At 73.0% G+C, this 16,578-nt stretch carries 13 protein-coding genes; 8 read left to right on the forward strand and 5 right to left on the reverse strand.

Going from position 1 to position 16,578, the window contains the following annotated elements; translation table 11 throughout:
- Nucleotides 1-7: 7 nt before the first annotated feature.
- From CLV70_RS32600 to CLV70_RS32625, 6 genes are all read left to right on the forward strand, one after another.
- Nucleotides 8-658 (forward strand): sigma-70 family RNA polymerase sigma factor, encoded by a 651-nt coding sequence (locus CLV70_RS32600; RefSeq protein WP_211303979.1) that lies wholly within the window; start codon nt 8-10, stop codon nt 656-658.
- On the forward strand, nt 642-1,811 hold the full coding sequence (locus CLV70_RS32605; RefSeq protein ID WP_106130468.1) for a hypothetical protein: 1,170 nt from the start codon (nt 642-644) through the stop codon (nt 1,809-1,811). Before CLV70_RS32600 ends, CLV70_RS32605 begins: the two co-directional genes overlap by 17 nt.
- Nucleotides 1,808-2,809 carry an ABC transporter ATP-binding protein gene (locus CLV70_RS32610; protein ID WP_106130469.1) on the forward strand — a complete coding sequence of 334 codons (1,002 nt, stop codon included), beginning with the start codon at nt 1,808-1,810 and terminating at the stop codon, nt 2,807-2,809. Before CLV70_RS32605 ends, CLV70_RS32610 begins: the two co-directional genes overlap by 4 nt.
- Nucleotides 2,806-3,654 (forward strand): ABC transporter permease subunit, encoded by an 849-nt coding sequence (locus CLV70_RS32615; RefSeq protein ID WP_106130470.1) that lies wholly within the window; start codon nt 2,806-2,808, stop codon nt 3,652-3,654. Before CLV70_RS32610 ends, CLV70_RS32615 begins: the two co-directional genes overlap by 4 nt.
- 81 nt (nt 3,655-3,735) lie before the next feature.
- A complete protein-coding gene (locus CLV70_RS32620) occupies nt 3,736-4,551 on the forward strand; it encodes a MerR family transcriptional regulator (protein ID WP_106130471.1) in 816 nt (271 codons plus the stop codon).
- 47 nt (nt 4,552-4,598) lie between these two features.
- On the forward strand, nt 4,599-5,258 hold the full coding sequence (locus CLV70_RS32625) for a copper resistance CopC family protein (RefSeq protein WP_106130472.1): 660 nt from the start codon (nt 4,599-4,601) through the stop codon (nt 5,256-5,258).
- Between the two features lie 121 nt (nt 5,259-5,379).
- On the opposite strand, the gene CLV70_RS32630 is transcribed toward CLV70_RS32625, so the two are convergent.
- Nucleotides 5,380-8,754, reverse strand: a complete 3,375-nt coding sequence (locus tag CLV70_RS32630) for a CARDB domain-containing protein (protein ID WP_106130473.1) — start codon at nt 8,752-8,754, stop codon at nt 5,380-5,382.
- Nucleotides 8,755-8,967: 213 nt separating this feature from the next.
- A complete protein-coding gene (locus tag CLV70_RS32635; protein WP_106130474.1) occupies nt 8,968-10,170 on the reverse strand; it encodes a citrate synthase in 1,203 nt (400 codons plus the stop codon).
- 68 nt (nt 10,171-10,238) lie between these two features.
- Between CLV70_RS32635 and CLV70_RS32640 the strand changes: the two genes are divergently transcribed.
- Nucleotides 10,239-11,324: a citrate synthase 2 gene (locus CLV70_RS32640; protein WP_106130475.1), complete on the forward strand. Its 1,086-nt coding sequence runs from the start codon at nt 10,239-10,241 to the stop codon at nt 11,322-11,324.
- A gap of 183 nt (nt 11,325-11,507) precedes the next feature.
- Complete coding sequence (locus CLV70_RS32645) at nt 11,508-13,295, forward strand: glycosyl hydrolase (RefSeq protein WP_146164246.1); 1,788 nt, start codon at nt 11,508-11,510, stop codon at nt 13,293-13,295.
- 365 nt (nt 13,296-13,660) lie between these two features.
- Here the strand turns inward: CLV70_RS32645 and CLV70_RS32650 are convergent, their stop codons facing one another.
- The 3 genes from CLV70_RS32650 to CLV70_RS32660 all read right to left on the reverse strand — a co-directional run bounded on the left by CLV70_RS32650 (nt 13,661) and on the right by CLV70_RS32660 (nt 16,572).
- The gene (locus CLV70_RS32650; RefSeq protein WP_106130477.1) at nt 13,661-14,647 is read right to left on the reverse strand and encodes a LysR family transcriptional regulator; all 987 of its coding nucleotides are present in this window, start codon (nt 14,645-14,647) and stop codon (nt 13,661-13,663) included.
- 38 nt (nt 14,648-14,685) lie between these two features.
- A complete protein-coding gene (locus CLV70_RS32655) occupies nt 14,686-15,762 on the reverse strand; it encodes a sensor histidine kinase (RefSeq protein WP_106130478.1) in 1,077 nt (358 codons plus the stop codon).
- A 117-nt stretch (nt 15,763-15,879) separates the two neighbouring features.
- Nucleotides 15,880-16,572 (reverse strand): hypothetical protein, encoded by a 693-nt coding sequence (locus CLV70_RS32660; RefSeq protein WP_106130479.1) that lies wholly within the window; start codon nt 16,570-16,572, stop codon nt 15,880-15,882.
- Nucleotides 16,573-16,578: the final 6 nt, after the last annotated feature.

Genomic DNA, 16,578 nt, shown 5'->3' on the forward strand with positions numbered 1-16,578 from the left:
TGAAGATATGGAGGAACAAGTCGAGCTCGCGGGACCCCCGGGCCCCGGACCGGCGGCGGTGCTGTCCGTGCCGGGTGCGGTGCGGGCCGGGTGGAAGGACGGCGGTGCGGTGCGGGCCGGGTGGAAGGACGGCGGTGCGGTGACGGCTCTGCCCGGGCGCGGGGGCGTGCGTCCCGACCTGGAGATGGTGTTCCGGGGGGCGTATCCGCGGGTCGTCGGGGTCGCCGCCCGCGTGCTGGGCTCGCGGGACGAGGCCGAGGACGTCGCGCAGGAGGTGTTTCTCACCTTCGGGCGCTCGTCGGTGCCGGCGGCCGAGGCGACCGGCTGGCTGTCCGTCGCCGCCGCGCACACCGCCCTCAACCATCTCCGGTCCGGCCGGCGGCGGGTGGCGCGGGAGGAGTTCGCCGGTGACGCGGACGCCGTGGCCGGGGATGTCGCCGACGCGGTCGTGACGCTCGACGAGCGCCGGCGGGTCCGCGCGGCGCTGGCCCGGCTGCCCCGCAAGCAGGCCGTCGCCCTCGTTCTGCGGCACAGCGGCCTCAGCTACGCGGAGGTCGCCGCCGCCCTCGATCTTTCCCCCGGCAGCGTGGGCACCACCGTGCGCCGTGCCGAGTCCGCCCTACGCAAGGAGTTGAACCGTCATGCGTCATCCGACTGACGGCATTGTGCGCCGGCTCGTGGACGATCCGGCGGGCGTCTCCCAGGCCGACCGCGAACACGTGGCGGGCTGCCCGGCGTGCCTGGCCGGTCTGGCCGCCGCCCGGGAGGACGCGGCACTCATGACCGCGGCCCTGGCCTGGGAGAACCCGGCGATCACCGACGCGGCGCCCGGGACGGGTGCCGCGCCGGACGTGGACCGCGGATGGGCCCGCCTGTCGCAGGCCCTCGACGCGGGGGAGCACCCCGGGCAGGCGTCCGCGGGAGAACGCCCCGGGCGGGCGTCCGTGGGGGAGCGCGCCGCCTACCCGGACCGGCGGCGCTGGCGGGCCGCGCTGCGCAGCCCGGTGGTCGCCGTCGCCGGGGTGGTCGCGCTGCTCGCCGGGGCCGGTGCCGCGGCCGCCACCGACTGGCTGCCGATCTTCCGGGCCGAGCAGATCACCCCGGTCACCGCGCCGGAGGCCGATCTGGTGAAGCTGCCGGAGCTGTCCGCGTTCGGCCGGCTCGACGTGACCGAGAGGGTGAGCGTACGGCGGGTGAGCGGCCCCGCCGCCGCGGAGGAGGCGGCCGGGCTGACGATCCCGCGGGTGACGGAGCTGCCGCGGGGGGTGTCCGGGGAGCCGGAGTACCACGTCGCGAACCGGGCGACGGCGGTGTTCACGTACGAGGCGGAGACGGCCGCGCGGACCGCCGCCGCGGCCGGGGAGTCGCTGCCGCCGCCGCCCGCGAGGCTCGACGGGAGCCGGTTCCGGCTGGTGGCGGGGCCCGGCGTGGCCGCGGTCTGGTCGGCGGGGCGCCCGGTGCCGGCGATGGTGGTCGGCCGCCTGGTCGCGCCGAAGGCGTACTCGGAGGGCATTCCCTTCGCGACCGCGCGGGACTACCTGCTGTCGCTGCCGATCCTGCCGCCGAACGTGGCGTCGCAGCTGCGCGCGTTCTCCGGTGACGGGACGACGCTGCCGCTGTTCATGTCCGTCGAGCATCTGACGAGCAGGCAGGCGGACGTCAACGGGACGCCGGCCACGGTGCTCGCCTCGCGGGACGGCGTGATGGCCGCCGTGGTCTGGGTGAACGACGGCGTCGTCACCGCGGTCGCCGGCTCGCTGAGCGGTGACGAGGTGCTGACGGTGGCCCGCGGCCTGCGGTGGCACCGATGACCGGCCCGGCCGGGGAGAGCCTGGCCGCCGCGGAGCGGCTGCTCTCGGAGCTGCCGCCGGCGCCCGCCGTGTGGTGTTCCGGGCTGCGCAAGCGTTACCGGCGGCGGACCGCGGTCGACGGCGTCTCGTTCACCGTCGGCCGGGGCGAGGTGGTCGGGCTGCTCGGCCCGAACGGCGCCGGGAAGACGAGCGTGATCAAGATCCTGCTCGGGCTCGTCCGGCCGGACGCCGGCGAGGTGCTGCTGCTCGGGCGGCCCGCCGGGGACCCGCAGTCCCGCGCCCGCGCCGGCTACCTGCCGGAGCTCTTCCGCTATCAGCCCTGGCTGACCGCCGCCGAGGTGCTCCGGTTGCACGTACGCCTCTCCGGCACCGCCGTCTCCGCCGCCGACCAGCGCGAATGCCTGGCCGGTGTGGGTCTCGCGGACCGGGCCGGCGACCGGGTGGGCGGCTTCTCGAAGGGCATGCAGCAGCGGCTGGGGCTGGCCGTCGCGCTCGTCGCCCGCCCGGAGCTCGTGGTGCTGGACGAGCCGACCAGCGCCCTGGATCCGCTCGGGCGTGCCGACGTACGGGATCTGTTGCTCGCTCTCAAGGAGCGCGGGGTCGCGGTGCTGCTGAACTCGCACCTGATCGGTGAGGTGGAACGGGTCTGCGATCGGGTCGTGATCCTGGACCGGGGCCGGGTGGCGGCCTCGGGAACCCTGGCGGAGCTGCTCGGGCGGCGGGAGCTGCGGTTGCGGCTCGAGGGGGTGCGGGCGCGGGCGGAGGCGCGGCTGGCGGAGGCCGGCGCGTGGACCCGGGCCCGGGACGGTGATCCCGGGGAGGTGTTCACCGTCGCGCTGGCCGCCGACCCCGACCCTGACCCCGGCGCCGTGCCCGGGCTGGTGGCCGACCTGGTCGCCCTCGGGGTGCGCGTGCACGCGGTCGAGCCCACCAGGATCAGCCTCGAGGAACGGCTGCTGGACATTCTGCGTACCGGATCCGGCGAGGAGCATCGATGACCGCGCGTACCGTATGGATCGTTGCCGCCCTGACCCTGCAGGAAGCCGGACGCCGGCGGGTCTTGCGGTCCCTGGCGGTGCTGACCCTCCTGTTGCTCGCGCTGAGCGCGTGGGGGTTCGCCCGGCTGGACGCCGAGTTCGGCGGGCTGACCTCCGGCGAGGCGAAGGCGGCCGGGTCGATCGTGCTCAACCTGGTGATGTTCGGGTTGAGCCTGATCGCCGCGCTGGGTACGGCCTTCCTCGCCGGCCCGACCGTGGCCGGGGAGATCGAGTCGGGCAGCGCGCTGGCGGTGCTGGCCCGTCCGGTCCGCCGCTGGGCGGTGCTGGCCGGCAAGTGGCTGGGCCTGGTCGTGTTCGGTGGCGGGTTCGTCGTCGTGGCCGGGTTCGCCCAGTTCGTCATCGTGCGGGTGACCGTCGGCTACTGGCCGCCGAAGCCGCTGACCGGGCTGGCCCTGCTGGCGTTGCAGACGACGGTGCTGCTCACCCTGGGGCTGCTGCTGTCGACCGCGATCTCGCCGATGGCGTCGGGCATCGTGGCGGTCGGCCTGTTCGGCGCGACGTGGATCGCGGGCGTGGTCGGCTCGGTCGGCGACGCGCTCGGCAACGAGAGCATGGCGCAGGTCGGTACGGTGTCGAGGATGCTGCTGCCGACCGACGGGCTGTGGCGCGGCGCCATGAACTCGTTCCAGGATCCGGCGCTGCTGTTGCAGGTGGGTACGGGCGTGGAGGAGTCGCCGTTCCTCAGCATGGCGCCGCTCACGGTGACCTATCTGGCCTGGACAGGCGTGTGGACGATGCTGGTGCTGACCCTGACGGCCCTCGCCTTCGGCCGGCGCGACCTGTGACGGCCCGCTTGACCCTGACCTTGGGGGAGACTGCAGGCTGACTCCGGCGGCGCGCGGTCGTCGCCGGGACGGGAGGCGATCATGGGTGGCGCCGGGCTGCTGACCATCGGGGAGTTCGCCCGCCGGTCCGGGCTGTCGGTCCGGGCGCTCCGGCTCTACGACCGGATCGGCCTGCTGCGCCCGGCGGAGGTGGTCGCCGCGACCGGCTACCGGCGGTACACGGGCGGCCAGCTCTACGCCGGCCGGTTGATCGCGCTGCTGCGCCGGCTCGACATGCCGCTGTCCGAGATCACCGAGATCGTCGGCGCCGCCGCCCCGGAGGCGGCGGAGCTTCTCGCCGGGTACTGGACGGGAGTGGAGCGCCGGCTCGCCGCCCAGCGGGAGCTCGCCGACCGCCTGGTGCGCAGCCTCGCCGCCGAGACGCCGGCGCCGGCCCCGGGCGGCACCTGGCCGGTCTCCGTCCGCGACGTGCCCGAGCAGCACATCGTCACCGAGCTGCGGTACGTCACCGCCGCGGAGCTGCGGTGGATCCGGGAGGCGACCGACCGGCTCACCGAACTGGCCGCTCGCTCGGGCGGTGCGACGGGCCCGCGCTTCGTGGTCTTCCACGGCGACGTGACCGAGGACGCCCCGGGCCCGGTCGAGGTCTGCGTGCCGGTCCGGCCGGAGGCTTCCGTACGCACGGAGCCGGCCCACCGCGAGGCGTACGTCCCGGTGCGCCGGGGCCACTTCGAGCCGCCGCAGATCCTGTCGGTGTACGACGCGGCGCACCGCTGGGTCCGCGAGCACGGCCACACGGTGACGGCCGCGGCGCGCGAGGTCTACGGATACGGCGCGGACCTGGACGCGACCGGCCCCGAGGACGTGATCTGCGACGTGGCCGTGCCGTTCCGCTGAGCGCCCGGAGTCTGTCCAAGGTGAGCGGCAGCGGTTAGCCTTCGGCCATGGTGCGCCGCGGTTTCGCCGTTCTGCTCGCCGGGGTGCTGGCCGGGGCCGTCGTGGCACCCGGGCGCGCGTCGGCCCACGGGGGCCTGGTCGTCACGGTTCCGGCCGCGGACGCCGTCGTGAGCGAGCCGATCGAGGCGGTCTCGCTGACCTTCACCGAGAAGCCCGCACCGTACGCGTACTTCACCGTGACCGCGCCCACCGGGGACCGGGTCGACGGCGGTTGGTCGAACGCGGAGCCGGTCCGGCTGGCCACGCCCGTGCGCGAATACCAGCTGACCGACGGCACCTGGGCGCCGCAGCTGTATCCCACCGGCTTCCCGGTCAAGGTCAGGGTCATGCACTGGCCGGCGCCCGGGGACTACGTGGTGCGCTACCACACGGTCGCCTCGGACGGGGATCAGGTCAAAGGGGAGCTGCGGTTCTCGTACACCGGAGGGTCGACGCCGGTGCCGGCGGGCTGGCAGCCGCCGGTGGAGGGGCCGCAGCCGGAGTTGCTCGCCGTCGCGGGGCAGCCGGCCGCGGCGAGCGAGGAACCGGCGGACGACGCGAGCGTGTGGGTCTGGCTGGTGCCCGTGCTGCTGCTCGTGGCCGCCGGGCTGTCGTACCTGGTGGTGCGCCCGCCGGCCGCCCTCGGCGGTTCCCGCCGCAACGGGTGACGCGGGACGGTCCGCCACGGGTGGCGCCCCGGCCGGAAGCCGGGAGCGCGACCCGATGGGGACGGTCGGCCACGGGTGACGCCCCCGGCCGGAAGCCGGAGGCGCCACCCGGGCGGGACGGTCAGCTGCCGGCGATGGTGAACGTGGATCCGGGCTGGATCACGATGTTCCCGTCGGCCGAGTTCGTGATCGTCACGTTGGACAGGTTCGCGCTGCCGCGTGCCCCGCCCATCGCCAGGATCCCGGCGCCGTTGTTGGACTTGTCGATGCGTACGTTGGTGATCGCGACGTTCGGCATGGCGCCGCCGCCGTTCTTGAACTGGATGCCGTCGAAGGTGGAGTCGACGATCTCGGTGTCGCGGATCGTGACCCCGGTGATGTCCGAGGTCTTGGGGAAGAGCGTGATCGCGCCGAACTCCTGGTCCTCGTTCCAGAAGGCGCCGCCGTCGCGGTAGAGGCCGTTGTTGGCGACCAGCGTGGTGCCGCTGAACGGGAGCGGGTCGTGGTCGGTGGCGATCATGATGCCCGGGTACGTCATGGTGTCGTAGACCAGGTTGTTCTCGACGTTGTTGCCGAACCCGCCGTAGACGGCGATGCCGTTGGCCCGCCACGGCAGCTGGATCGTGTTGTTGAGGAACCGGTTGTTGGAGGCCACGTCCACCGACGTGTCCTTGACCCGCGGGTTGGCCCACACGGCGAGCGCGTCGTCGCCCGTGTTGCGGAACGAGGAGTTGAAGACGCGCGAGTTGCGGGTGCCGTTGCTGAAGTTGATGCCGTCGGCGAACGTGTTGCGGATGCGCATGCCGGAGAACTCGAGGCCGTCGCCCGGGTTCCAGTAGGCGGGCGTGTCGGAGTAGTCGCGACCCACCCAGGCGCCGACGTTGACGTGCTCGATCCAGACGTTGCTGATCTTCGTGTTCTTGCCGAAGCGCCCGTTGAGGCCGTGGCCGCGGTAGGAACGGTTCTGCGTGTTGCCGAAGATGGCGAGGTCCGAGATCTGGGTGTTGTCGTCGATGTCGAAGCCGACGTTGCCCTCGTGCGGGTGGTTGATGTTGCCGACCACGTTCTGCGGCTGGGTGTTCGAGTAGAGCTGGGTGTGCCACATGCCGGCGCCGCGGACGACGACGTTGCGGATGCCCTTCTGGTTGTACTGGCCGCGCGCCGGGTCCGGGGTGAGGATCTTCTGCTCCTGGCGCCACTGGCCGGCCGGGATCCAGACGCAGCCGATGACCCCGTTCTCGTCGTCGGTCACCGCCCGCTGGATCGCCGCGGTGTCGTCGTTGCCGTCGTTCGGGACCGCACCGTACGCGGTGATCGACGTGCAGCCGGCGGGCACGGCGGTCGGCGCCGGGGCCACCTGCTCCAGGTCGATCAGGTCGATGATCTGGTACGCCGCGCTGTCGGCCGCGTCCCGCTGGAGCTTGAACCGGGTGCCGGCCGGGTACGACTGGGCCAGCAGCGCGTGCGACTCGTCGAAGAGCCGGCGCGCGTCGGCCGACGGCGTGTTGGACAGCGACTCGGTGTCGTCGCTGGTGCCGTAGAGCCAGCTGTTGCGCGACGACAGCGTCAGCTTCTGCACGAACGCGTCGTTGATGTAGAGGCTGATGGTGTGGTCCTGGCCGCCGCCGCCCGGCGCGTCCGGCACGGAGTTGCGGACCACGATGGAGTTGGCCTGGTTCGTGGAGGTGAACTCGACGAACTGGCCGGTGCCGGTGAGCCGCACCGACTGGCGGCCGGACGACTCGGTGGCGAAGTTCGTGTGCGAGAACGTGCGCAGCGGGTCGGCGGTCAGCAGCGTGCCCTGGTATCGGGCGGCCTCGGCCTCGTACTCGACGTACGGCACCGCGGCGCCGCGCCCGACCACGATCGACCTGGTCAGCGCGTTGTTGTCCTCGTTGGTCTCGGCCACGACGCCGGTCGCGTCGGCGGTGGCGGTGACCGTGGCCCCGCCCGCGGTGGCCGTCCAGGTGCCGGAGATCGCCACGGTGGCGGTGGCGCCGGCGGCGATCTGCGGGGTGTTGGTGTTCAGCGTCGTGCCGCCGACGCTGACCCGGGTCACGCTGGCCGCTGCCGCGCTGGTGCCGCGGTTGTTGACGGCCACCGAGAAGCTGACCGCCGCGCCGGCGGCGGGGTTGGGCGGGTTCGTCGTGACGCTCAGAACCTGCAGGTCGGGGCCGGGCGCCTGGGCGACGACCAGCTGGGTGGGTGAGGTGAAGCTGTTGTTGTCGTTGTTCTGCTCGGGCACCGTGTTGGACGGGTCGACGACCGCCGAGACGGCGTAGCTGCCCTGCCCGCGCCGTCCGGCGTTGACCTGCACGGTGGTCGAGGCGCCGGCGGCGAGGGCGCCGACCGCCGCGGTGCCGGCGACGGTGCCGCCGACACTGACGTTGAGCGAGCTGGCCGGGGCCGCCGCGGTGCCGCGGTTCTGCACGGTCGCGGCCACCGTCACCGGCGTCGTCTCGTCGGGCGTCGCGGGCGACCACGTCAGCCCGGTGACGACCAGGTCGGGGTTCGGCGCGTACTGGCCGAGCACCTGGAACTCGGCGACCTGGCCGCCGGGTGCGCCGGAGTTGGCGAACACCTGGAGCTGCACGTCGGCGACGCGGCCGGTGACCGGGATCGTGACGGTGTTGCGGTTGCCCGACGGGTGGAAGGCGTAGTCCGCGCGGGCCTTGAGCGAGGTGAACCCGGTCGCGGCCTGCTCACGGCCGAGGACCTGGATGTTCTGGGTACGCGGGCCCCACACCGGGTCGGGGTTCAGCTTGACCACCACGCCGGTCACGTCGGCGTTGGCGCCGAGCCGTACGGTCAGGGTCCCGGGGTAGCCCGCCGACTCCCAGTACGTGCCGGTGTTGTCGTCGTTGGCGTTGGCGGCCACGAAGGTGAACGTGGACGAGTTCGCCTCGATCGGCTTGCCCACCGCGAGGTTCCCGCCCACCGGCGGGTCGGGGTCCGGGTCCGGGTCGGGATCGGGGCCGCCGGCGGTGCCGTAGACCTCGAACTCGGACAGTTGTCCCGCGGTCCAGCCGGTGTTGGCGGTGATGGTCGCCCGCACGTAGCGCACCGTCGCCGCGGTGAATCCGATGGTCACCGTGTTGCCGGAGGCCGGGTCGAAGACCCGTCCGGCGGAGCCGGACAGCGTGCTGAAGCTGCTGCCGTCGGTGCTGCCCTGCACGCTGAGGGTCTGCGTACGGGTGGCCCACGCGGCGGCCGGCGGCAGCTTGAGCACCACCTGGTCGATGCTGACGCCGCTGCCCAGGTCGACCTGGATCCACTGCGGGAAGGCGTTCGTGGGGCTCTCCCAGTACGACTGGGCGTTGCCGTCGGTGACGTTGCGGGCCGGGTATTCGCCGTGGGCGCCGCTCGCGGTGGCCGTCTTCCCGGCCGCGAGGTTGGGGCCCCCGGCGGCGTGGGCGGGGCCGGCGGTGAGGCCGGCCGCGACGAGGGTGGCGGCGAGCAGGCCGCCGAGGAGGCGGCGTCTGGACCTGGGGGTCATGGGTGCCCTCTGTTCTGTTCGGGGGACGACAGAGCGGATCCGTGCAGGGGGAGAAGGACGGGAAGTTGCAGAAGCAGGAGCAGAAATTTCGTCCCTCTGCGAACTTCTTGCAGGAGTGGGTATTCAAGGTTTCAGATATGTGACCAGTTCGTCAACGGGTGCTGGTCACGGACGCGGCGGCGCTGCCCGGCCGGACGGCGCGGCGGCGGGCGCTCAGGCGCGCGGGAGGCGGCCGGCGTACCGGCCGTGGGGGCGGAACCGGCTGGGCTCGTCGCCGTACTCCTCGATGGCGTGCGCCAGCCAGCCGGCCGTCCGCGCGATCGCGAAGATCGCCTCGCCGGCGTCCGGCCGCATGCCGGTGACCAGCGTCAACGCCGCCAGCGCATAGTCGATGTCGGGCGCCGCGGCGGCCCGCGAGGCCATCGCCGCGGCGACCTCGCCGATCGCCGCCAGGACGCCCGGGCCGGCCGGGAGGGCGGTCACGAGCGCGAGCAGGGCGGCGGCGCGGGGGTCGCCGCCGGGATAGAGCGGATGGCCGAAGCCGGGTACGCCGCCGCCCGCGCGCAGCTGACGCGAGACGGTGCCGACGGCGTCGCCGGTGCGTACCGCCTCGGCGAGCATCTCGACGACGAGCCCGCTCGCCGCGCCGTGCAGGGGCCCGTCGAGCGCGGCGAGCCCGGCGCCGACCACCGCGTACGGATGCGCCCGCGTGGAGGCCGCGACCCGGGCCGCGTACGTGGAGGCGGCCAGATCGTGATCGGCGAGCAGCACCAGGGCGGCGTTGAGCGCGCCGATCCGCTCGGGGGCCGGCGCCTCGGCGGTGAGCCGGCGCCACAGCTCGGCGGCGAGCGGGAACGGTCCGGGCGCCGTCTCGCCCGACCGGACCGGCAGCGCGCCGACCATGGTGGACACGATGGTCCGGCCGGTCGCGGTCACCGCGGCGGGCGTCGTGTCGAAGCGCAGCCGGTCGGCCGAGCCGGCGGCGGCCACGACGACCCGGAGCAGATCGGCGAGCCGGGCGTCCGCGGGCAGCGGCGCGATCACGGCCTCGGCGAGCGCGCGCAGCTCCGGGTCGCCGGCGAACGGCACGGGCCGCAGCTCGCCGGTCCACAGCAGGGTGGCGACGGCCTCGAACGGCTCCCGGCGGGCCAGGCCGGCCGCGTCGAGGCCGCGGTAGTACAGCGTGTCGCCGGTGATGAGCGTGATGCCGGTGTGGATGGCCGGCGAGTCGGTGGCCCCCCTGCGCCGCTGCGCCCCGAACGCCCGGACGTCGGCCTCGCTGAACAGGCTCTCCTTGCCCCCGGCGTGGCGCCTGCTGCTCAGCAGACCCCTGCTCACGTACGCGTAGACGGTCGCCTTCTTGACCCCGAGGTGCATCGCGACCTCGTCCGTGGTCAGCAACCGGTCCTCGCCCATGTGGTCATCTTCTCATGTTGACTGAATCAACATTGACAACTGGATTCGCCGGGCCGGACAGTGGGCCCATGATGAACGTGAAGCCCGGCCTCGCCGGCGTCGTCGCCTTCGACACCGAGATCGCCGAACCCGACCGTGACGGCGGCGCGCTGCGCTACCGCGGCATCGATGTGGAGAAGCTGATCGGCGGCGCGACCTTCGCCGACGTGTGGGCGCTGCTCGTCGACGGCGACTTCGAGCGCCCGCTCGCCCCCGTGGAGGCGCCGGCGCTGCCCGTGCGCTCCGGCGACCCGCGGGTGGACCTCCAGGCGGCGACGGCGATGCTGGGGGCGTACGGGAAACTCCGCCCGCTGATCGATATCGACCAGCCGCAGGCGCGCGACGACCTGGCCCGCACGGCGGCCGCGATGCTGTCGTTCGTGGCGCAGGGCGCCCGCGGCGACCTGCCACCGGTGCCGCGGCGGCGCGTCGACGAGGGCCGGACCGCCGCCGAACGCTTCCTGATCACCTGGCAGGGCGACCCGGACCCGCGCCACGCCGAGGCGATCGACCGCTACTGGATCTGTGCGGCCGAGCACGGCATGAACGCCTCCACGTTCACCGCCCGCGTCATCGCGAGCACCGGCGCCGACGTCGCCGCGGCCCTCTCCGGCGCGGTGGCCTCGATGTCCGGGCCGCTGCACGGCGGCGCGCCGTCCCGCGCCCTCGGCATGGTCGAGGCCGTCGAACGCGACGGCGACCCCCGCGGGTACGTCAGGAGCGTCCTCGACGGCGGTCGCCGCCTGATGGGTTTCGGACACGCTGTGTACCGCGCGGAGGACCCCCGGGCCCGCATCCTGCGCGCCGCGGCCAAGGAACTCGGCGCCCCGCGCTACGAGGTGGCGCTGGCCCTGGAGAACGCGGCGCTGGCCGAACTCCGCGACCGCAAGCCGGACCGCGTCCTCGAGACCAACGTCGAATTCTGGGCCGCCATCGTCCTCGACTTCGCGGGCGTGCCGGCCGACCTGTTCACGCCGCTGTTCGTGTGCGCGCGTACGGCGGGCTGGAGCGCCCACATCCTCGAACAGAAACGGCTCGGAAAGATCATCCGCCCGTCCGCGGACTACGTGGGCCCGGCCGACCGCGAACCGTCACAGGTCGCGGGCTGGACGTGAACCCGGGCCTTGTGTTGTCCGTTACTCCCGCGCGCACCTGTCGCCTGCCGGCTCGGGTGTGGCCACTGCGGGATACGGAGGCAAATGGTGAGTGCCTGGCAGGACTTGCGAAGGAACCGGACGGCACGCGGTGTCGCCGTTCTAGGGGCCGTCGGGGCGGTGATCGCAGCAGGGGTGGGTGCCATGCCCGACGCCGGGGCGGAGACCGGACCGGCCCGCAACGATGCCGCCATCATCGGGGCGGCCGGTATGTGTGCCGACGTCGCAGAGCCGGGGAGCACCGGTGTGGCGGCGGTCCGGCTCGGGGATTGCAACGGTTCCGACCGGCAGCGCTGGGAGATCGATCAGCGGCAGGGAGAGGTTCGTGCCCTGGGCAAGTGTCTCGGTGTCGCGGGCGGGTCGTCGGGCGACGGCACGGCTGTGCAGTTGCTCGATTGCGACGGTACGGATGCGCGGCGGTGGCGGTTCGCCAACGGGCAGCTGATCAACACGGGCTCGGGCAAGTGTCTGGATGCCCATGAGGGTGGTCGCGACGGCGTGGCCCTGCAGATCTGGAAATGCGCAGCGGTCCAGACCCAGTCATGGACCCTGCCGGTTCCGAAGACCGCGCAGGCCGATTCGAAGAAGGGCGTGAGTACCTGGCCCTTCCCGCGGGCGGCCGACGGTATGCGCGCCATCGGAGCCAGTTGGTATCACGACTGGTCGTCCGACAACCGGGACATTCCGGCGGAGGCCGAGTTCGTCGCGACGATCTGGGGCCCCGGCTCCGTGACCGCCACCGAGCTCGAGGCCGCGAAGAAGTCGAGTAAGACCCTGCTCGGCTTCCACGAACCCGATCGCAGGGATCAGGCTCACCTGACCGTCGACAGGGCGCTCAAGCTCTGGCCCCGTCTCGAGAGGACCGGGCTGCGCCTCGGCAGCCCGGCGGTCTCCGCCGGGGCCGATGTATCCGACGGCTGGCTGGACCGCTTCCTGAAGGGAGCCCGGAACAAGAAGCTGCGGGTCGACTTCATCGCCCTGCACTGGTTCGGGTCGGATTTCAGCGATGCCGCGGCCGGCCAGCTCATGGCCTATGTGGAGAGGGTTCACGAGCGCTATGACATGCCGATCTGGATCACTCAGTTCGGCCTCACCAACTTCAAGGGTGAGCCGCGGTATCCGGACGCGAAGCAGCTGGCCACGTTTCTTTCGAAGACCACAGAGCAGTTGAACGCGACGCCGTATGTGGAGCGTTACGCGTATTCGTCCCTGCCGGCCACGGCAGCAGCGAAATCGGAGGCGTACGGCCTGTACCGGGAGGACGGCACTGCGACCGAGGCGGGCGTGGCTTACCGGGACGCGGGCCGGCCGCAGCCGGCCGCGGCCGGCCTGGTACCCCCGGGTTCCGGAGGCTCGAACCTGGCACAGGTCCCGTCTCAGGGGCCGTCCCAGGGTCCCTCGCAGCCCGGCCCGGGGAATCCGCCGCCCGCGGTTGACCAGCCGAAGCCGGGCGACCAGCCGAAGCCGGGCGACCAGCCCAAGCCGGGCGACCAGCCCAAGCCGTCCGGCGAGGCCGCGCTGGAAGATCGCATGATCGAACTGATCAACGTCGAACGCGGCAAAGCCAATTGCCGGCCGGTCATCAAGAACGACGCCCTGACCGTAGCGGCACGTGCACATTCGCAGCTGATGGCCGGGCGGAAGAAGCTGGAACACCAGCTTTCGGGGGAACAGGGCCTCGGCGAACGGTTCACCGCGGCCGGTTACACCTGGTCGGCAATCGCCGAGAACATCGCGCCGGGCGCTTTCCCCACCCCCGAGATCGCCATGTACGGCAAGCACGATGCGTACACGGCCTTCACCGGCTTCATGGAGAGCCCCGGTCATCGGCAGAACATCTTGAACTGCGATTACCGGGAAGTCGGTGTGGGTGTGGTCCGCGACTCGGACGGCGGTCCCTGGTGGACCCAGGACTTCGGCACCCCGCGCTGAGACGGATCTCCGCGGCGAAGTGCGCCCGCCCGGCATTCATCCGGGCGGGCGCACCGGCGAAAGGGCCTTCCGGTACGGCGTAGGCTCAGCGAGTCCGGCCGCGGCGGGGCGTCGCAGCGGGACTGTTTCCACGGACGGTCGGTCGCGCGGGTGCCGCGGGCGAGGGACGGGAGACCGACGATATGGCCGCCGCGCGGGCCAGTCCCGCGTTCTGCCCGGCGCGGTCCGCATAGCCCTGCTGCGCTACTCGATCCCGATATTCGTAAGGGGCGAGCGGGGAATCACGCGAGGTACTCAAATCGTCCCGTCGCTCCTTGTTCAACCGCGCCGTCTCCTGCCGGAAAACGCCTTCCAGCCGAGCCGCCTTAGCCAGATTCGCCGATCCCGGGACGGTTCGCTGGGTCTCCACCATGCTCATGACCGGAGGAACGGCCGCTCGGGTGGTCCGGTTCATGGCGGGGCCTTTCGGCGACCTCCCGGACGATGTCGATCAGGGGGCGCAGCAGCGGCGACCGCTCGTCCTGGCGGCGCCACATGACGATGTCGGCTCGGTGCACGTCCAGGTCCGTCACGGGCTTCCAGACGGCCGTGCCCAGGAGCAGGATCGGGATCTGGTTCTCCGGGAGGAACGTGACCGCGTCGCCGCCGGCGACCAGGGCCAGGATGGCCTCGAGGTCGGTGATCTCGGCCAGCACGTCGAGCACGAGCCCGCGGGCGCGGACGGCGGCGATCAGGTCGTCGTGCAGCCGGGGGTAGTGGCGGCGGGGCTGGAGCAGCACCGGTTCGCCGCGGAGGTCCGCCAGGGTCAGCTCGGGGCGGGCGGCCAGCCGGTGGTCGCCGGCGAGGACCACGCCGATGCGGGCGCGGCTGATCTCCCGCCAGGCCAGGTCCGGATCGTCCGGCGGGTAGTGGCCGTAGCCGAGGGCGATCGTGCCGGCCTGGAGGGCCTCCCACTGCTCGGCGCTGCTCATCGGGGTGAGGTCGAGGGTGATGCGGGGTTCGCGGCGCCGGGCGGTGGTCACGATGGCGGCGAGGGTCCCGAAGTAGGCGGTTCCCGTCTCGAAGCCGATCGGGATGGTGCCGATGCGGCCCTGGCCCATCAGCCGGGCCTCGGTGACGGCCGCGTCGGAGGCGGCCAGGATCGCCTCGGCACGCTGGGCGAAGAGCCGGCCGGCGGGGGTCAGCCGTACGCCCCGGCCGTGCGGTTCGAGCAGCGCCGCCCCGATCTCGGCCTGCAGGGCCTGCATCTGGCGGCTCAGCGGCGACTGCGAGACGTGGAGCCGCTGGGCCGCGCGGTGGAAGTTCTCCTCCTGGGCCAGCACGACGAAGTACCGCAGGTGCCGCAGTTCCATGGCGTCTCCTCGGGGCGCCCCAGCGGGAGCCGGGTGGGTCAGGCGTGCGGGAGGGTCACCGAGAAGCGCAGGCCGCCGCCGTCCGCCGGGACCGCCGTGATGGTGCCGTCGTGGGCCTGGACGATCGAGCGGGCGATGGCCAGCCCCAGTCCGCTGCCGCCGCTGTGGTCGATGCGGTCCGAGGCGAGACGGGTGAACGGCTCGAACAGGCGGGCCACGTCCTCGGCCGCCACCGCCGGGCCGGTGTTCTCCACGGTCAGGGCGAGGGACGGCGAGGCGGTCAGGGCCACTGACGGCGCTGCTCCGACGGCGACGCGCACGGTGCCGCCGGGGTGGTTGTACTTGATCGCGTTGTGCACGAGGTTGCGGACGAGGCGTTCCAGGAGGACCTTCTCGCCCGGGACCGTACGCGGGGAGAGCGACGTGAGGATCTTGACGTCCGCTTCCTCGGCGGCGGGTGCGTGCGTCTCGAGGATGTCGGCGACGATGCGGTCCAGGCGCTGGGGTGTGCGGGCGGCCAGCCCCTGATCCGCCTGGCTGAGCACGAGCAGGCCCTCGATCAGGCGTTCGTTGCGGGCGTTGGCGGCGAGCAGCTGGCCGGCGAGCAGGGCCGACTGCTCGGGCGTCAGCGGTTCGGCCATGCCGACCTCGATCAGCGTGCGTTGCAGCGCCAGAGGGGTGCGCAGCTCGTGGGAGGCGTTGGCGGCGAACCGGCGCTGGCCCTCGTACCCGGAGGCGATGCGGTCCATCATCGCGTCGAGGGCCCGGCCGAGCCGCTTGAGTTCGTCGCGGCTGCGGCGCCCCGGGCGTACCCGGTAGCCCAGGTTCTGCGGGCCGACCTGCTCGACGACCGGCACGAGGCGGCGCACCGGGGTCAGCACCCAGCGCACGATCAGCGGGAGGACGATCGCCGTCGCCGCCAGCATGAGGCCGTACTTGTAGAAGTCGGTGATCGGCACCTTGCGGGAGATGCGGCAGGCCATGCCGTTGATGTCGTCCGCGCACGGAACGTAGTACGGCATGGCCACCGGCAGCAGGTCGGCGTAGAAGTCGATCACGTAGGCCATCGTCACCACGCCGAAGCAGGCGATGGCGAGCCGCACGCGGAGCGACATCAGGGCAGCCCGGCCCGGCCGGCGCCGCGCGCCGCCCCTGGGAGTCCCGGCATGCCATGCACGCCGGGATTATGTCAGGCGCACTGTCAGGCCGGCGTCAAGATCGCCCGAGCCCGCTCAGGCGAGGAGGGCCTCGCGCATCGTCTTGCCCGGGTTGAAGGTGCCGGCGATGCGGTTGTCCGTGGTGGCGTACACGTCGATCGTGCGGTTGCGGCGCATCAGCTCGCGGACCGGCGGCGGCAGCGGCGGCGGGTCGTCCAGCTCCGCGTTGAGGTCGCGGGCCGCGGTGATGAGGGTGACGGCGAGCGAGGCCGCGTCCGTGTCCACCCGCACCCGGGCGAACTCCCAGCCGTCGAGGAGCAGGTCGAGCACCTCGAACAGGTGGGAGAGCAGCGGGCGGGGGTCGGTCACCCGGACGATCCGCCGGGCCTGCCCGCCCACCGCCGCGACGGCACCCGCGACCTGCACGTATGGGTGGAAGCCGCCGGGCAGGGCGAACAGCTGCCACCGCAGCTGCGACCCGGCGGCCGACCACAAGGGGCGGTAGTTGCGGCGGTCGAGCGGATATCCGGGGCGGACCTGCGAGACCAGGTCCGCGTACGCGGCGTCGGCGTACTGCTGGAGGATCGTGGCCGCCACGGCGAGACCGTCGTCACCGGTCAGCAGCTCGGCCACCGCCCGGGCCTGCTCGGGGAAGCGCTGCGGGACGTGCACGCCGAAGCGTTCGCGCACCTCGTCGAGCAGCGCCTGCCGGCGGTCCGGGTCGTGGTCGACCTGCCGTTTGCCCGCCCCGCCCCGGAACCACCGCATGTCGCC

Origin of the sequence: Pseudosporangium ferrugineum (assembly GCF_003002065.1) — a bacterium.
Classification (GTDB): Bacteria; Actinomycetota; Actinomycetes; order Mycobacteriales; family Micromonosporaceae; genus Actinoplanes; species Actinoplanes ferrugineus_A.

Bases quoted from the DNA above. Each gene is read 5' to 3' on its own strand.
- CLV70_RS32600 (WP_211303979.1), top strand. From the start codon at position 8: ATGGAGGAACAAGTCGAGCTCGCGGGACCCCCGGGCCCCGGACCGGCG.
- CLV70_RS32605 (WP_106130468.1), top strand. From the start codon at position 642: ATGCGTCATCCGACTGACGGCATTGTGCGCCGGCTCGTGGACGATCCG.
- CLV70_RS32610 (WP_106130469.1), top strand. From the start codon at position 1,808: ATGACCGGCCCGGCCGGGGAGAGCCTGGCCGCCGCGGAGCGGCTGCTC.
- CLV70_RS32615 (WP_106130470.1), top strand. From the start codon at position 2,806: ATGACCGCGCGTACCGTATGGATCGTTGCCGCCCTGACCCTGCAGGAA.
- CLV70_RS32620 (WP_106130471.1), top strand. From the start codon at position 3,736: ATGGGTGGCGCCGGGCTGCTGACCATCGGGGAGTTCGCCCGCCGGTCC.
- CLV70_RS32625 (WP_106130472.1), top strand. From the start codon at position 4,599: ATGGTGCGCCGCGGTTTCGCCGTTCTGCTCGCCGGGGTGCTGGCCGGG.
- CLV70_RS32630 (WP_106130473.1), bottom strand. From the start codon at position 8,754: ATGACCCCCAGGTCCAGACGCCGCCTCCTCGGCGGCCTGCTCGCCGCC.
- CLV70_RS32635 (WP_106130474.1), bottom strand. From the start codon at position 10,170: ATGGGCGAGGACCGGTTGCTGACCACGGACGAGGTCGCGATGCACCTC.
- CLV70_RS32640 (WP_106130475.1), top strand. From the start codon at position 10,239: ATGATGAACGTGAAGCCCGGCCTCGCCGGCGTCGTCGCCTTCGACACC.
- CLV70_RS32645 (WP_146164246.1), top strand. From the start codon at position 11,508: ATGCCCGACGCCGGGGCGGAGACCGGACCGGCCCGCAACGATGCCGCC.
- CLV70_RS32650 (WP_106130477.1), bottom strand. From the start codon at position 14,647: ATGGAACTGCGGCACCTGCGGTACTTCGTCGTGCTGGCCCAGGAGGAG.
- CLV70_RS32655 (WP_106130478.1), bottom strand. From the start codon at position 15,762: ATGTCGCTCCGCGTGCGGCTCGCCATCGCCTGCTTCGGCGTGGTGACG.
- CLV70_RS32660 (WP_106130479.1), bottom strand. From the start codon at position 16,572: ATGCGGTGGTTCCGGGGCGGGGCGGGCAAACGGCAGGTCGACCACGAC.